12 protein-coding genes are annotated in these 16,267 nt (G+C 60.6%); 7 read left to right on the forward strand and 5 right to left on the reverse strand.

What is annotated here, in order from left to right; all coding sequences use genetic code 11:
• The first annotated feature begins 2 nt into the window (after positions 1-2).
• From cysW to HNR46_RS01820, 3 genes are all read left to right on the forward strand, one after another.
• Complete coding sequence (cysW, locus tag HNR46_RS01810) at positions 3-842, forward strand: sulfate ABC transporter permease subunit CysW (RefSeq protein ID WP_184015221.1); 840 nt, start codon at positions 3-5, stop codon at positions 840-842.
• Between the two features lie 2 nt (positions 843-844).
• Positions 845-1,837 (forward strand): sulfate/molybdate ABC transporter ATP-binding protein, encoded by a 993-nt coding sequence (locus HNR46_RS01815; RefSeq protein WP_184015223.1) that lies wholly within the window; start codon positions 845-847, stop codon positions 1,835-1,837.
• 67 nt (positions 1,838-1,904) lie between these two features.
• A complete protein-coding gene (locus HNR46_RS01820) occupies positions 1,905-2,708 on the forward strand; it encodes a lipid II flippase family protein (RefSeq protein ID WP_221284955.1) in 804 nt (267 codons plus the stop codon).
• Here HNR46_RS01820 and HNR46_RS01825 read toward each other — a convergent pair.
• Together HNR46_RS01825 and HNR46_RS01830 are read right to left on the reverse strand one after the other, a co-directional pair.
• Positions 2,695-5,715, reverse strand: coding sequence for a UvrD-helicase domain-containing protein (locus HNR46_RS01825; protein ID WP_184015227.1), 3,021 nt, complete (start codon positions 5,713-5,715; stop codon positions 2,695-2,697). The two genes, HNR46_RS01820 and HNR46_RS01825, sit on opposite strands and share 14 nt — an antisense overlap.
• A complete protein-coding gene (locus tag HNR46_RS01830) occupies positions 5,699-8,419 on the reverse strand; it encodes a PD-(D/E)XK nuclease family protein (RefSeq protein WP_184015229.1) in 2,721 nt (906 codons plus the stop codon). The genes HNR46_RS01825 and HNR46_RS01830 overlap by 17 nt, the downstream gene beginning before the upstream one ends.
• 86 nt (positions 8,420-8,505) lie before the next feature.
• Between HNR46_RS01830 and HNR46_RS01835 the strand changes: the two genes are divergently transcribed.
• Entirely contained in the window at positions 8,506-10,590 is a 2,085-nt protein-coding gene (locus HNR46_RS01835) for a sulfatase-like hydrolase/transferase (RefSeq protein ID WP_184015231.1), read from the forward strand.
• Here HNR46_RS01835 and HNR46_RS01840 read toward each other — a convergent pair.
• Positions 10,575-11,597: a glycosyltransferase gene (locus HNR46_RS01840; protein WP_184015232.1), complete on the reverse strand. Its 1,023-nt coding sequence runs from the start codon at positions 11,595-11,597 to the stop codon at positions 10,575-10,577. The two genes, HNR46_RS01835 and HNR46_RS01840, sit on opposite strands and share 16 nt — an antisense overlap.
• 91 nt (positions 11,598-11,688) lie before the next feature.
• Between HNR46_RS01840 and HNR46_RS01845 the strand changes: the two genes are divergently transcribed.
• The gene (locus HNR46_RS01845; protein WP_184015234.1) at positions 11,689-12,708 is read left to right on the forward strand and encodes a glycosyltransferase family protein; all 1,020 of its coding nucleotides are present in this window, start codon (positions 11,689-11,691) and stop codon (positions 12,706-12,708) included.
• A gap of 84 nt (positions 12,709-12,792) precedes the next feature.
• Here HNR46_RS01845 and HNR46_RS01850 read toward each other — a convergent pair whose 3' ends face one another.
• Both HNR46_RS01850 and HNR46_RS01855 read right to left on the reverse strand, forming a co-directional pair.
• Positions 12,793-13,260 carry an ecotin family protein gene (locus HNR46_RS01850; RefSeq protein WP_184015236.1) on the reverse strand — a complete coding sequence of 156 codons (468 nt, stop codon included), beginning with the start codon at positions 13,258-13,260 and terminating at the stop codon, positions 12,793-12,795.
• A gap of 48 nt (positions 13,261-13,308) precedes the next feature.
• The gene (locus tag HNR46_RS01855; RefSeq protein WP_184015238.1) at positions 13,309-14,823 is read right to left on the reverse strand and encodes a phytoene desaturase family protein; all 1,515 of its coding nucleotides are present in this window, start codon (positions 14,821-14,823) and stop codon (positions 13,309-13,311) included.
• 71 nt (positions 14,824-14,894) lie between these two features.
• On the opposite strand from HNR46_RS01855, the gene gluQRS reads away from it, so the two are divergent.
• Positions 14,895-15,755: a tRNA glutamyl-Q(34) synthetase GluQRS gene (gluQRS, locus tag HNR46_RS01860; RefSeq protein WP_184015240.1), complete on the forward strand. Its 861-nt coding sequence runs from the start codon at positions 14,895-14,897 to the stop codon at positions 15,753-15,755.
• Between the two features lie 8 nt (positions 15,756-15,763).
• On the forward strand, positions 15,764-16,267 hold the full coding sequence (locus tag HNR46_RS01865; protein ID WP_184015242.1) for a YceD family protein: 504 nt from the start codon (positions 15,764-15,766) through the stop codon (positions 16,265-16,267).

A 16,267-nucleotide genomic window follows, 5' to 3' on the forward strand; every position in this document is an offset into this window, starting at 1 on the left:
CCATGTCCCTCCGTCCCGTCACCTCCGAATCCTTGCCGGTTCGCATCGTTCTCATTGCCTGCGCGGTGGGGTTTCTCGGGCTCTTCCTTCTTGTCCCCCTGGGCCTCGTATTTGTCGAAGCCTTGCGGCGGGGAGGTTCCGTGTTTCTTGCCGCTCTGACCGATCGTCATGCGCTCTCCGCGATTCGTCTCACCCTCTTCGCAGCCGCCATCGCGGTTCCCTTGAATACCTTGTTCGGAATCGCCGCCGCTTGGTTGATCACCAAATTCCGCTTCAAAGGTCGCACATGGCTCCTGGCACTCATCGACCTCCCCTTTGCCGTATCACCAGTCATCGCGGGTCTCGTATGGGCACTGATTTTCGGGGCCCAAGGATGGCTGGGGCCTTGGCTGGCAGAACACGACATCCGGATCATTTTTGCCGTCCCAGGCATTGTTCTCGCCACCCTCTTCGTCACCTTTCCATTCGTGGCACGAGAACTCATTCCTGTCATGGAAATGCAGGGAACCGATGAGGAAGAAGCCGCCCTGACTCTCGGCGCCGGTGGCTGGCAAATCTTTCGACGGGTCACCCTGCCCAACATCCGCTGGGGCCTGCTCTATGGAGTTCTCCTCTGCAATGCTCGCGCCATGGGAGAATTTGGCGCGGTCTCGGTCGTCTCAGGCCACATCCGTGGCAAGACCAACACCCTCCCGCTGCACATCGAGGTCCTCTACAACGAGTACCAATTCAGTGCCGCATTCGCCGCCGCCACTTTGTTAGCCCTCCTCGCCCTTCTCACCCTTGGGCTCAAGTCCCTTCTTGAGCTGCGCCTCGGGTCCCACTCTTCGATCCGCCACTGACCATGTCCATCTCCATCCAACATCTCACCAAATCGTTTGGAAGCTACCGGGCACTTGACGACGTCTCGCTCGACGTTCCCGAAGGTTCGCTCACCGCACTACTGGGACCGTCCGGCTCCGGAAAGACCACATTGCTGCGCATCCTCGCTGGCCTCGAATTTGCCGATCCCGGCGGCGCACGCATTCTATTCGATGGCGTGGATGTCGCCCAAATTCCCGCGGGCGACCGCGGCATTGGCTTCGTCTTCCAGCACTACGCACTCTTCCGACACATGAGTGTCGCCGAAAACATCGGCTTCGGATTGTCCGTTCTCCCCGCTTCCCAACGACCACCCCGCAAGGAAATCCGCGAGCGCGCCCTTGACCTCCTGAAACGAGTCAAGCTGGATGGACTTCAAGATCGGCGCCCCTCCGAACTCTCCGGAGGACAACGCCAACGCGTCGCCCTTGCCCGGGCGCTTGCCGTCCAACCCAAGGTTCTTCTCCTGGACGAACCCTTTGGGGCGCTCGACGCCCAAGTTCGCAAAGACCTGCGTCGCTGGCTCCGCCAATTTCACGACGAGATCGGCCTCACCACCTTGTTCGTGACTCACGACCAGGAAGAAGCCCTCGAACTTGCCGACCAAGTCGTCGTCATGCGCCATGCTCGCATCGAACAATCCGGTGCCCCTCAGGAAATCTATGACCAACCTCGTACTTCCTTTGTCTACGAGTTTCTCGGTGAGGTAAACAAGCTGCCTGGCGACCGCTACATTCGCCCGCACGAAATCGAACTCAAATTCGCGGCGGATGAAGGAGTCGACCTCACCGGGCGAGTCCACCGTTTGTTCGTTGCGGGCCCCATAGCCCGCATGGGAATTTTGCCAGACTCCCCTGCGTTCCAGGAAATCGAAGTCTGGGCACCCCGGGAGCAAGTTCGTGAAATGGCTCTGACCGATGGCGATCTTGTCGGTCTGCGCTTTCCTACCTTTCCTCGCCTTCCCCTCAAGAGCTGAAAGTCGGCGCTTGTCTCCGGCCACCGGCCCTCCAGCATCCCCCCCCACCGGATCACCGGCTTCCATTGTGTCCCTACTCCTGCTCTGCGTTTTCCTAGGCGTCACTCATTTGGTGTCGACTCTTTCCTACGGGGTCCGGATCGCCGGAGCTCGGACCGGAAAAATCGCATTCTGTCTGTCGCTCTTCAATCTTCTGGTGCTGGTCTCGCGCAGTGCCAACACCCTCCTCACCCCCAGTCTTTCCAAGCGAGTCGAATCCCAACTCAACGGATCAGGAACTCACCTCCTCGGCGACTTCCACGCTCTCATCACTTCCGCCACCATCGCCACCGTCATCGGACTCGCCGCCATCCCTTCTTTCCAGCGCTACGTCACCTCGATTGTCGGAGCCTTTGATCGATTCCCTTCGCTCGGTCGCCTCACCATGCACGCCTGCAGCCCGGCCGGCTGGACTTCGCTAGGACAAGCCTGGACCCTCCCATCGAAAAAGAACCTCATCTTCCTCCAACCGACGCTTCGCCTCCCCTGGAACGTCTTCTTTCTGAACTTCGCCGGCAGTGCCCTCCTGACCACGGGTGTCCTCAGTTCCCTCTACGCCGGAGTCTACGCGCCAGAACTCCGCATGACCACCGGCCAGCTCTCTGCTGTGGTCAACTTCGCCGGAACCATCCTCCTTTTCGCCTTCGTCGATCCCTACCTGTCTTACGTCACCGATTCGGCGGCCGCGGATCATCGAAACAGCGATACCCTCTTGCGTTCCGCGGTCTTCGGCATGGCTCTCAGTCGACTTCTCGGAACCCTGCTTTCCCACCTTCTCCTGGTCCCTGGTGCCCAACTCATCGCTTCGATCGCCCGTCTCATTCCGGGCTAAGGCGAATCCAACTTCGAAGCTTCGTGCTCAACAGCAAACAGTCCAACTGCGCCTCGGGATAGATCGCAGCCATCACCCGTCGATACGCGTTCATGGGTCCCGCATAGCGCTCACGGAGTTCTTCAGCGGAAGTCACTCCATCGGTTTTAAAATCGATGATCTCCACCCGCCGCCCCCCATCGTGAACGTGCAAGCGATCGATCACTCCACTGAGCCACCGACCATCCAAAATCGCTTCAATCGGCTGTTCGCGAAACAACTCCACCGAACTTCCACCGCGACGAAAAACTTTTCGAACCTCCGGATCCTCAAGCAAATCCTTCACCCAATTCCCGGCAGGACCCTCGAAGGCCTTCGGCTCCTCTTCATCCAGCCAACCGATTTGCTCCAAAGCCGCATGCACCTCCTGCCCGAACCTCATCCCTGAGGAGGATTTCGGCGCAGCGATCGCATCGGCAGGCAACGTCTCTCCACTGGGCTTGATCCGCGATCGTAGAGGCTTGGGCGCCTGCAGTATCACAGGGACAGTGTCGTCCTTTCTCTCCACGACCGGCACCTCCGCAAGCCAATCGTCATCTCCAAACTCCGCCATCACTCCGGCTTCGCCACCGTCCACGCCACAGGCGGACCGAACCCATTCCGCAGGCGAAGCCCAAGCCTCGGCTTGGCGGGACGAAGGCACCTTGGGCAACAAAACATACAGTCCGCGTTTTGCTCGCGTGAGCGCCACATACAGCAAACATAGCGCCTCGTATTGCTGGGCTTCTCCCCAGCGGGCTTCTGCATCCTGCAGTTCGGGAACCCGCTGCCGCACCCATTGCGCCGGAGGTTGCAACAGCCAATCCGGTCCTTCCGCCATCTCGAACTTACCCGCATTCGGCACCTGCTCGTCGCTGATCTCCGGAAGAATCACCACGTCAAACCCCAAACCTTTGGACTTGTGCATCGTCATCACCTGCACCGCTGCGGCCCCAGGCTCCTGAGCCACCTCCAACTTCTCAATGGTCTGCAATGCTTCCCGCGCACTGCCCCCCCCGGCGGCATCGAAGCCCTCCAATGCGCGGACCACATCCATCGCCCGACCATACCCGAACTCGGAGATCGTGTCTCTGAGCGGCACCACCAAACCTTCCAGCATCCCCCCAAAGCCTAGCAACTCCACCTCGCGGCAAAGGCCCTCCCATCGCGCCTGCCAAAATCCCCCATACCGTTCCTCCAACGCCTCATTCAAGGGCGACATCGACACCACTCCCCGCTCCATTCCATCCGCTGGATTGGCCAACCACGCCATCAATGACCGCAGGGCAACCCCCACGACGTGATCCTCGGTCGGTCGCCTCCTGCCTTCCTCAATCACCTGATATCCGGCCTCTCTTAGCCGGTCAGCCAACTCCACCACCTGATCATTCTTCCTTACCAGCACTCCACAACTCAGCGCCCGCCGGCCCACTCCGATCTCTTCCAACAACTCGATCACCCGGGCATAGCGAGCGTCTTCCTCCCGACTTTCGATGACCTCCACTCTCACGAAGCCTGTCAGCTCAGGATCCGCGGGCTCATGCGTTTCCCACCCCTCGCTCCATCGATCCGCCACCGAAGCTCCGAAGTTCCTCCGAAGCCCGACATCGTCCGCTCCCACTCGATTCACGAAGTCCAAAACCGCTCCACAGGATCGCCGCGACACCGGCATCGACTCCGGCACCAGTTGGAAGTGGTTGCGCACCGTTTCGAACAAGCTCACATCCCCACCTCGCCACCCGTAGATCGCCTGTTTGGCATCCCCGACGACAAACATTGAGGAATCTTCATCACTGGCCGCTTCTTCGATCCAGGGCCTCAACCCGGTCCACTGCGGGCCGCTCGTATCCTGAAATTCGTCCAGCAGCCAATGGTCATAGCGGGCATCCAACCGGAAATCGACAGCTTCTCTGCGCAACCGACTCGCTTCGCTCTTCAGCCACTCGCCCATCAGCACCTTCACATCGTCAAAGCCAAGCCACCCCCGCCGCCGCAACTGTCGTTCACAGGCCGCATCGAAAGCCGAAACCAACTCCAACACGGCCCGCGTGCGCTCCACTGCCGCCGCCAATTCACAGCCCACCAATAGCTTCATCAGATGGCGCAACCGATCTTCGAACACCGGGCCAGGCACCACCTCCTTGTAGTGTTTCAGCACCAACCGCTCCCGACCGTCCCACGCCATCATCCCTTTCGAGAACCCTGAAGCTCCACTCAAGGAACCACTCCCGATGGTGTGCGTTTCAAAGGCAGTGAGGGCTCTCTCCATCGCCTCGTCCTGACCTTTGCGCGTCCACTCAATCTCCTTGGATGCCGACCTCAGGCCCGCCACCGCCTTCGCCTTCGACGATTCCCAAATCTCCACCTCCGGCAAATCTCCGAAGGCGCGTGATAATCCCTCCTGCAATACCTCTCCATGTTCACGCCACTTCTCCTGCCAGCTCTGGAAGAAACCTAACAATAAATCCACGACGGCCTTTTGCTCCCGGCCCATGGTCGCCCGGCGAAAGGCGGCGAGGAACTCCTCCGACTGCTCATCCCATCGAGAATCACTCACCCATTCCCCGAGCACGGCATCCAGCTTTGCCCGCCGCTGTGGACCCTCTAGCAGCTCGAAGCTTCCTCCTGTCACCCCCAGCTCATACTGGAATCCCCGTACCACTCGGGTGAAAAAGCTATCCATCGTCCCCAAGGCCAAACGAGGCAGAGCACGAACCACTTTCTCTAAAACCTCCATGGCATCGAAGGGGCCTCCCAAAGCCGCTTCAATCTTCCTCCGTTCTGCCGCGTCCAACGCTGCTTTCGCGAGTTTCTCCAAAACCGCATCCGCGAACTCTCCGGCAGCCTTACGGGTGAATGTGAGCGCCACGATCCGTTCTGGATCGATCCCGCCCCGCCCCACCAAGCCAATCACTCGATTGCTCAGCTGATAGGTCTTCCCCGAACCCGCCGAGGCTCGAATCATCAAGTTTTTACGCAGGATATCCATCTCTCCAATCATTCGGGTTCATCACCAGATCCTCCAGCGGGCGGCCCACCGCCAACGCTTCAAAGTCATCATACTTGGTTTTCTTCGCCGGCGGCCAAAACACCCCCGCCTTCACCTGCTCCAAAACCCACGTCGCACAGGCAACAGCCGATTCCCGCTGTTCCTCATCAAAGGGCCCCCACCAACTCCCGTCGCATTCGCCCTCGCTGGCTCCGAGCACAAAGTAGCCCATCGCGCTCACTTCTCCCAACGCCACCGCATACAACGGCACCTGAAGATCCCGCCAAAGATGCTCCGAAGGATTCTTTGACTGCCCCGAGAACATCGATACCCGGGTGGCCTTCACTCCCTCCAGGTGCTCGGGAATGCGCAATGCTGCCGTCACTTTCGACACGTGGGATGTCCTGACTTCACGCCCCTGAAGCTTTGCAAAGGTCTTGTAGTCGAGCACCCGAATTTCGTCCCCGCGCCGGTCGATTCGGTCGATAGTGCCGCGAACCGTCACCCCCGCCAACTCGAATTCAAATTTCTTCTCCACCGCCTCGACCCGCCATCCTTCCGCATGCTGCGCCCCTTGCCACCGGGCAAACCAGCCAAGTCGTTGCTTCAAGCTTTCCGCCTGCATCCGGGCCGCCAATGGCACCCGATCTCCGAAGCGCTCCGCGAGTTTCGTCGTCACTTGTTCATTGAAATAAGCCTGCAGCGCCTCCCGCTTGTTCAACTCCCGCGCCTCCGGATCCAGCCCCCATGCTTCCAAGATTTCATGCGCCACATTGCCGAAGTCGCGAGCGTTCCACTCCACCCGCTCAGGTTCCGAACGACTCATCCCTAATCCATGTTTCAGATAGAATCGAAATGGGCAGGCAAGATAGTCCTTGAAGGCAGAAACGGACAAACTTTGGCGACCCTCCTTGACCCTCACCTCGCGGCGTTCGGGCCGCCAACGCCAGTCGACCTCAAAAGCCACTCCGGCATCGGGCGGCTCCACCCCCTGAAACAACCCTTTTACCCGCCTCGCCAATTCTTCCCCTTCCGCCGCCAGCAACAACCGGGACGGCAACAGCGCATCCCCATCTCCGCCCGATTTCGCCAACAAGAGGTCCACCCTGCCGGACTCCCGACGTGCCTCCATCACGGCCCGCAGAACAAAGGCATCGCGCGCCCCTCGCTGCGCCTCACTTCCCAATTCCAGAGATTCTCGCACTCCTTCCGACAACCACGGATTCGCACCAGACGGTGAGGGCACCCTGCCTTCATTCAGCCCCGCCATCACCAAATGTTCCCCATCGGCATGGAGCAGCTCAAACCAACCCAGCACATCCACGACCCGACCTTCCGGAACCTGCGCCACTTGACCCGTCAACTCTCCTAAAACCAAATCCAACCAATAACTCGTGGGCCGATGACTGCGCTCCGCCACGACCGAGATTCCATCGACGGCCTCCCGCAAGCCTCCCCACTCACCCGCCGCATCGACCCGATCCATCAGATTCGCCATCGCTTCAGGAAACGATAACCGCAAGAACCCCCCGCGCCATTGGAGCAGTCGGCTCAAAGTCTCCTCGGCCAATTCCGCCAACCCGGCGCTCCGTGCATCCATCGCGGCCACCCGCTTGACGTCCACCTCATCCCGCACCAACCAAGCATCCCGCAACCGCGAAAGCGCCTCCACTCTCTGCGCACGCTGTCCCCCCACCAGAGCCGAAGTCGCCGCAAACCCGAGCAAATCGATGGCCTCCGCCGCCTCCGGCTTCAGCACAAATCGCCGCCAGGATTTCAGCCACGCCCGTGCCCCGGAGCCCGTCACAGCGCCAGGATGATGAACTTGCCATCCCGCGACCTGAAACGCGCGCACCAATTCGCTCGCCGTCTCCTCGTCGGCGCAGCCGAGAGTCAACGCGTCCGATTTCGTCCTCGCCGCTGCCACCTGCTCCACCGCCCGCTGGGCCTGATGCCTCGCGTGAGCCGTCAAATGGACGCCCCCCACCTCGGGCCAATCCAACGTCTGCTTTGCCCACGCCTCCGGCAACGGCCGCCCCCAAGCATCGAAGAGCGCAGCCTCACTCTCCGGGGCCGCCAGCAGACAGGTCACCTCCGCCACTTCCATCCGCTGCACAAGCGCCTCCGGAAAATCCCAGACACCGGCAAAAATCCATTTTCCCGAAAACTTTGGCGCCTCCGCCAAAGCCCGATTCGCACCGGTCCCGCCCCACTGCCGCAGCACCTCATCGCGCCGCCGCGACAACTCCGCCAAAGCTCTCCAGCGTTCCGCCTCGATCGAACTCTCCATCCATTTCGCCGCCTGAGGAATCGCCAACGTGTTCTCCCGCAGCGAGCGCTCCAAATCCACCAAAGAGCGAGCCAATGAAAGTCCCCACCCTGGAGCTTCCCCTTCATGAGGAGGCTCCCGAAACACCGCCTCAAACGGAGTCCAGTCGTCCACCCCTTCCAGCGCTTCAACCCACGCCGCCACCTCGACCCCGCGACTCACCGCCCCTTCCGGAACCAGCAATTGCCCCGGAGTGACCACTCTCGGCGCAAGGCATGCCCCCTTTTCCGCCAACGCCTCCCGCACTCGTCGTCCAGCCTGCGCCGTCGGCACCACCACTTGCCAATGAGGCAACTCTTCTCTCCGCGCCCACAACCACTCCACCACCCGCCCCAGCAATGGCCGGTCCCAGCCCAGAAACACCCGTCGATCCATCGCTCCCTTCTTGCCTCTCCTGCCCTTCTCACGAAAGCAAAACTCCTTGAAATCTTGGACGCTCCTTCCCCGTTGCCTAAGTGCCCATGACGTCTCGCATCCTCCTCGCCCTGCTGACCTTCAGCCTCATGCTTGGCGCCCGTGCCGAGCGTCCGAACATCGTCCTCATGCTTTGCGACGATCTTGGCTACGGCGACCTCGGCACCTTTTTCCAAAATTCCCGGGCCCGGAAGGCTCAGCGCGACGAGCCCTGGCTCCTCACTCCAGGCATCGATGCCATGGCCGCCTCTGGGATTCGGCTGCCGGGACTCTATTGCCCTGCCCCCGTTTGCGCCCCATCCCGTGCCTCCCTCCTCACGGGCGTCCACCAAGGTCACGCCCCAATCCGCGACAACCAATTCGACAAAGCCCTCCCCGACCACATCACTCTGGCAAGCATGCTCCGTCAGGCCGGCTACGCCACCGCGGCCGTGGGCAAATGGGGACTCCAGGGAAAGTCGGGCCCCCAACTGGGCGATTGGCCCGCCTACCCCACCCGCCGGGGCTTCGACTTCTTCATGGGCTACGTCCGCCACCAAGATGGTCACGAACACTACCCCAAAGAAGGCCTCTATGGTGGCCCAAAGGAAGTTTGGGAAAACGACGCCGAGATCTCCGCCACCCTCGACCGCTGCTACACCACCGACCTTTTCACCGCCCGCGCGAAATCCTGGATGGCCCAGACTCACCAATCGGCTCCCAACCAACCGTTCTTTCTCTATCTGGCCTTCGACACCCCCCACGCCGTGCTCGAACTCCCAACTGGCCCCTATCCCCCCGGCTCCGGATTGCACGGTGGACTCCAGTGGCTCGGCCAACCGGGTCACATGATCAACACCGCGCAGGGCACTCCCGATCACTACCTCGAACCGGACCTGGCCAACGCCACCTGGGATCACGACTCCAATCCCAACACCCCTGAAGAACCCTGGCCAGACGCCTATCGCCGCTACGCCGCCTCCGTTCGCCGGATCGACCGAGCCGTCACCGATCTCCTCCAGACGCTCGATGACCTCGGCATCGGCAACAACACCCTTGTCGTATTCACCACCGACAATGGCCCCTCCCAGGAATCCTATCTCAAAGGCCAGCCCTATGAAGCCGACTTCTTCAACTCCTTTGGCCCCTTTGACGGCATCAAACGGGATTGCCTTGAAGGCGGACTTCGAGTGGGAGGCATCGCCCGCTGGCTCGGAAAGATTCCTCCGAACCTTACCGACACCGCTCCCTGCCAATTCCACGATTGGATGCCCACCTTTGCCGACGCCGCAGGCATTCCCTCACCGGCCCGCAGCGATGGTGTTTCCCTGCTCCCCCGCCTCACCGGCCACGGCACCCCTCAGCCTTCCACCATCTACTCCGAATACCACGTCGACAGCCGCACTCCTGCCTACCCTGAGTTTGCCGCCTCCCGCAGAGGCCAGAAACGGGGACACATGCAAATGATCCGGATCGGGAATCACGTCGGCCTGCGCTATCGCATCCAATCCCACAACGATCCCTTCGAAATCTACGACATCCTCCATGATCCCGGACAGCGCCACGACCTTTCCTCCCAGCTTCCCGAGCTTCAGCAGGAAATGCACGATGCCGTTCTGCGCCTGCGCCGCCCCAACCCATCGGCACCTCGACCCTACGATGACGTTCCCATTCCTGCGCTCGAGCTCCACGCTCAGCCCGGTCTTTCTCGCTCTCTCTTCCCAGGAAAGTTCCCTTGGGTCCCCGACTTTTCCCCTCTCACCCCCAGTCACTCAGGCACCTCAGAGATCCCCCAAGCCGAACCCACAGAGAACGACCTCGGAATTCTCCACACCGGCTTCCTCCATGCCCCCGAATCCGGAGAATACGCTTTCCGCCTCCGTTCCGACTCCGGGGCGCTTCTTCGACTTCACCGCATGATTCTCCTCGAAAACGCCGGCAACCCCTCCAAGGCCGCCTCCACTTCATCGAAAGTCCACCTCGCCGCTGGCGACCACCCGCTCCAACTCTCCAGCATTCACCGCGCCGGCGTCGCTCCTCAGCTCTCCCTGGAATGGAAGCCGCCAGGAACGAAAGCCTTCGTCGCCATCCCGGCAGACGCCTTTGGACACACACCTCACTTGCCTTTTCCCGCCCCTCACAAGCGAGAATAGACCTCCAAGACCTTACGCGTCATGGCCTCCAACGTCACCTCACGGGCCACCAGCGCGTATGGTTTCTCCATCAACGCTTTCACCTCCTCGGGCTTTTCCATGGCCCACTGGAGCCCCCGCACCAACTCATCAATCGAGTGCGTTTCCATCAACGCTCCTTCCGGCAGGAACTCCGGGGCAAATCCGACCTTCGTCGAAAGGCATGGCACCTTCATATGGAGAGCCTCCGCCAAGGTGTAGGGCCCTCCCTCGTTGCGCGATGCCACAATGAACAAATCGGCACACCCCATCAGTCCCACGGCATCGTCGCGATGTCCCGCCATCCACACCCTCTCGGCCAGTCCATGCTTGGCAATGATGGCCTCCAACTCCCCACGCTGCAGCCCTTCACCCACCAACCACAACTTGAATCCAGGCACCTTCGCCATCGCCTCCAACAGCAAATCCATGCCCTTCGCCGGCACCAGCCGTCCCACCGTGCAAAACACCGGCCATTCACCACCCAACCAAGGCGGATTCGTCGCCGCCGCCGCCTCTTGAGTTCCAACAGGAGGGGGCTCGATGGAATTCCAAATCACCGTAGCCGGAATCCCACCCAACGAATCCCGCACCTGCCCGGAGGCCGTGATCACCGCATCGTAGTCCTGAAACGGCTTCGCCGTACTCTTGATATTCTGGACCGTGGCCACCCGCTTCATCCCTTTCAGACCACCACGAATCGACCGCACCATCTGCCCCGCCTTATTCGCATGCGCATGCACGATCTCCGCTCCGGTGCCGAGAATCCGGCGCTTCAACGCCGCCAGATTGAGCGGATTCAAGCGCCCGCCCGACATCGGATGCGCCACAAACGTCACCTTCGGAGAGAAATGCGGATGCATCGTCTCATCCGCCACCGCGCTCACCTGATGCCCCAGCTCCGCCTGTCGACCGGCCAATTCGATGACATTCTTCTCCAAACCACCCTTTTCCCCGACGCTGGCCAGCACATGACAAATCCGCAACACGGCGCCGACCTTCAGGGCTGACGCTCTGGGATTCAAGCCCGCGCCCCTCTCCACTTGAAACTTCAAACCTGACACGGGAAACTCCTCCCCGATGCGCATCGTTCACGCCTGCAACCTCCAGTTCGACAAAGACGGTGCCCACCTTTGGAACCAGGATCAAAAAATCCACCACGGACTCATCCGCCTCGGGCATTTCGTCTACTCCTTCTCCCTCAACGACCGCGCCCGCATGCTATCCGTCACCGGAAGCAAAAACTTTGGCAAAGGAAAAGCCAACAAGGCGCTCATTGAAACCTGCCTCAACGTCCACCCGGACCTCCTCATCCTCGGCCACGCCCAGTGGATCACACCAGAAACCCTTCGCGAAATCCGCCGGATCCTTCCCCAAATCCGCATCGCCCTATGGTATGTCGATCCACTTTGGGACGAAGAACCTACACGCCACTTGCGTGAGCGAACTCCATGGCTCGACGCCCTCTTCTGCTCCACCGGAGGCCCCCTGCTCAAGTCCTTCGCCACCTCCCACTGTCCGGCCTATTTCATTCCCAGCGCCGTCGACCCCGGAATCGAATGCCATCGCGCCTTCGAAACTCCGGACGATCAAATGCTCCACGATGTCCTCTTTTTTGGTCGCGATAAAGGACAGCCCGAGCGTCGGGCATTCCTCGCGGAACTCCGCGACCTGCTTCCCGAGCTCAACCTCGGCTACTATGGATGCCTCGATCAACCCCTCATCATGGGATGGGAGAAAGAACAAATCATCCGGCGCTCCAAAATGGCGCTCAACCTCAGTCGCCGCAGCGACGTCGAACTCTACTCCTCTTCCCGCATCGCGGAACTCATGGGCAACGGCATCCTCACCCTCACCCCTCGAGGTGCCGGCCTCGAACAACTCTACGCCGAAAACGAAATCGCCTACTTCGACCATCTCGACGACCTCGTTTCCCGAATCCGCCACTTCGTCCAACACCCCGACGAACGTCGCGCCACCGCCCAACGAGGCTGGCAACGCAATCACCGTGACTACTCCGGCACCGAAATCGCCCGTACCATCGTCGAAAAAACCCTGAACTCCCCCGTGGCGGCCCCCATCACAGCTCCACGGGCCTAGATTCCGATCTTCGACAATCGGGAAAGAGGCAGGCCCTCGATCGGACTTCCAACCGGCCGATGAGGAATCCCGCTACCCCCTCGCTCAACCTTCCGGCACCGGCTCCAACTCCTCCGGCGCCGTCCAAATGCGATACCGCACCTCACAGCCTTCCGGTACATAGAGCACCACAGGCAACTGGCTCTGATACGGAAACCATACCGGATCTCCACCCAAAGTCACAAAAGTCTCCACCTTCGGAGCACCTTCAGGGGGAGCCATTCGAGTCCCAATCATCGGGCCTAGTTCGGGGAGAATCCAATAATCGTAGCCCCAACCCTCAACGGTCCGGGATTCCAGAGAGCCTCCATAAAAATGCCGGTTCACCCCGTCGGTCATCACCAGCTTCCCCACCACCACCTCCACGCGCAAACGCCCCGCATCCTCACGCTCGGGCAACCGCAGCACCCATCGCGACATCCCCTCCTCCGCCTTGGGAAAAGCCTCCAGTGGCTCCGCTGCCGTGGCACACGCAGCAGCACCCATCCATCCCAAAGTCATGAGGGTTTTCATGGTCGCCAAACTCGCACGGTTGTTCCCTTCGTCCAGAGAACCGTTGTGTCATAAAAACTCAACCGCCTTGTCCACTCGCTCGTATCCCACCCCCCGGGCATCACACAACAAATTGGCAGAAATCCGGCCACTTTCGTAGATCGTAGGAAGCCCGCTTCCCGGATGGGTTCCCCCTCCCACCAGATACACATTCTCAAGCCCCGCCATGCGGTTATGCGGCCTGAAATAGAGCATTTGATCCAGCGTGTGAGCGAGATTGAAGGTCGCCCCCATGAACACATCCATCCCATCTCGCCACCCATCCGGCGTGATGATCCTTTCTTCGACAATGTGGGATCGCAAATCATGCATCCCAGTGCGCGCTTCAATCCGGCTCAAAATCCTCTCCCGGTACTCCTCCTGCAGCGTCTCCCAGTCGGTCCCATGGCGCGTATTGATCGTCGGAACCAGCACGTAGAGCTGCGATTGACCCGGGGGTGCCACTCGTGGATCCGTCACCGAAGAATTTCGCAAATACATCGACATGTCATCCGAGACCACCCGCTCACCTTGAATCTCGGAAACATTTCGCCGGTAGTCATCGGCAAACAGAATGTGATGGTGCGGCTCTTCCGAGTACAGCGTGTCGAGCCCCAAATAGAGCATGAACGTGGAACAGGAGAACTTCTTTTGTTCCATCGCAGCCCCACTCACCGAGCGACCATTCCAGAGCTCCGTGACAGCATGGGCGTAGTCCGCATTGACGATCACCTCGTCCGCCTCCAATCGCTCGCCATCTTCGAGCAGCACCCCCGCAGCGCGATCTCCAGAGAAAACCAACTCGCGAATCGGCGCGCTCAACCGCAGGGAGCCACCGTGCTCACGGAACACCTCCGCCATCGCTTCTGAGATCCGGCACAGCCCACCCTGCACATGGTGGATGCCGTAGCGATACTCCAGAAACGACAAGATACTGAACAAGGCCGGGCATTTCCACGGCGACATGCCCAGATACTTCGATTGAAACGTGAAAGCCAACTTCAACCGATCATCCTGGAAATACCGGTCGAGCACATCACACACCGATTCCCGGGTCGCCACATAAGGAAGGGCCTTGAGAAGATTCACATGAAAGTAGGCACCCAGCCGATGGTAAGGACGCTGCAGACAGGGGAAAATCGTCCGCAGCTTCCCCTCGTGATCCTCCATGAACCGCCGGTAACCTTGAGCATCGCCGGGGAACGCCGCCTCAATGTTCGCCGCCATCCGCTCCACCTCTGAGGTGGTTTCCAACGAAACCTCGCCCCAACTCAGGCGGGTCATTGGATCCAAGGCCACAAAATCCAAGTAGTCTTCCGCCTTCCGGCCCGCCTCCTCAAAAACTTCATCCAGCGTGAACTTCTGGTGCAGAAACGTCGGCCCCGTATCGAAGGAGAAGTCCCCTAGCCGAAGCTCCGCATTTCGCCCCCCCACCCGATCCCGCTTCTCCACCATCGTGACGTCCAAACCCCGCCGAGCCAGAATCATTCCCGCCGTCAGCCCCCCCGGACCGGCACCTACGATGACTACCTTCTTTGTGCGCATGCTTGAAAATCGTTCTCCATCGATAGCCCAAGTCCCTTGCGACGCTAACGGAAATCTGCGATGGCCCCCCCATGATCACGCGCTTTGCCCCCAGCCCCACCGGCCTGCTCCACTTGGGGCATGCCTATGCGGCATGGGTGGCTGCCGAATGGGCCCGTCGCGCCGGGGGCCAGTTTCTTCTCCGCTTCGAAGACATCGACCACACCCGCGTACGGGAAAACTTCTACACGGCGGCATCCGAAGATCTCGCCTGGCTCGGCTTCGCCCCGGATGCCCCGCCGATTCGCCAACTCGATCGCAGCGACGCTTACGATCAGGCTCTCGCCCGACTCCGGGAACTTCGCGTTGTCTATCCCTGCTTCTGCACCCGCAAAGAAATCGAGGCCGAAATCGCCTCCATGTCCACCGCACCCCAAGGCCCCGAAGGCCCCCTCTACCCGGGAACTTGCCGCCAGCTCTCACCCGACGACCAGCAACGCTTCCTCGCCGCCGGCCGCGAGCCCACCTGGAGAATCGACGCCCACCGCGCAGCCGCAAAAGTCGGTCGTCTGCATTTTCACGACGGATTGCATGGGGAAATGCAGGTGGATCCCTCCCTTCTCGGCGATGCCGTATTGGCACGCCGGGACATCGGCACTTCTTATCACCTGGCAGTCGTCACCGATGATGCTTGGCAAAAAATCACCCACGTCACCCGCGGCGACGACCTTCTCCCCTCCACTCATCTTCACCGGGTCCTCCAGACCTTGCTCGGACACCCCGCCCCTCTCTACCTTCACCACCCGCTCGTCACCGACGCCGCAGGCCGACGCCTCGCCAAACGCGACGACGCCCGCTCGATCCGCGCTTACCGTGAATCCGGTCTATCCCCGACTGAAATCCGCGCTATGCTCCCCCCACTCCCGCTCTGCGTCTCTGAAACCCGAGCCTGATTTTCGCCATGTCCAAAAAATTGATCATCGACCTCGCCACGCTCCCTGATGAGGGCAAAGCCGTTGCCGGCGAGCTGGATCCCACTCTGTTCGACCTCCCTCAAGGCGATGCCCGTCCGGTAGGTCCGCTGGAGTATGATCTCTATATCCAGCGCTTCAGCTCAGAACTCCTCCTCACGGGACGATTATCAGCACCCTTTGAATTTACGTGTGTCCGAACCCTCCACCCCTTCGTCCAAACCGTCGTCGTCGAGCCGGCAGCCGTTTCGCTCGAGATCGCCGATGGGGCGGAAATCGATGCCAGCGAGGCCCTTCGTGAGGAAATCCTCATCAATTTTCCGTCCGATCCCCGTTGCGATGATGCGGACGAACCTCAGCAGTGTGAAATCGATCCGCGATATTTGGCAGTGGACAAACCCGTCGACGATGCTGTAGAGACGCGCCCCCGCGCGGAAGGGGACAGCCGATGGGCTGCCCTGGACGTGCTGAAGAACACTGATTCAGACCGCTAA

It is taken from the genome of Haloferula luteola, assembly GCF_014201715.1.
Classification (GTDB): Bacteria; Verrucomicrobiota; Verrucomicrobiia; order Verrucomicrobiales; family Akkermansiaceae; genus Haloferula; species Haloferula luteola.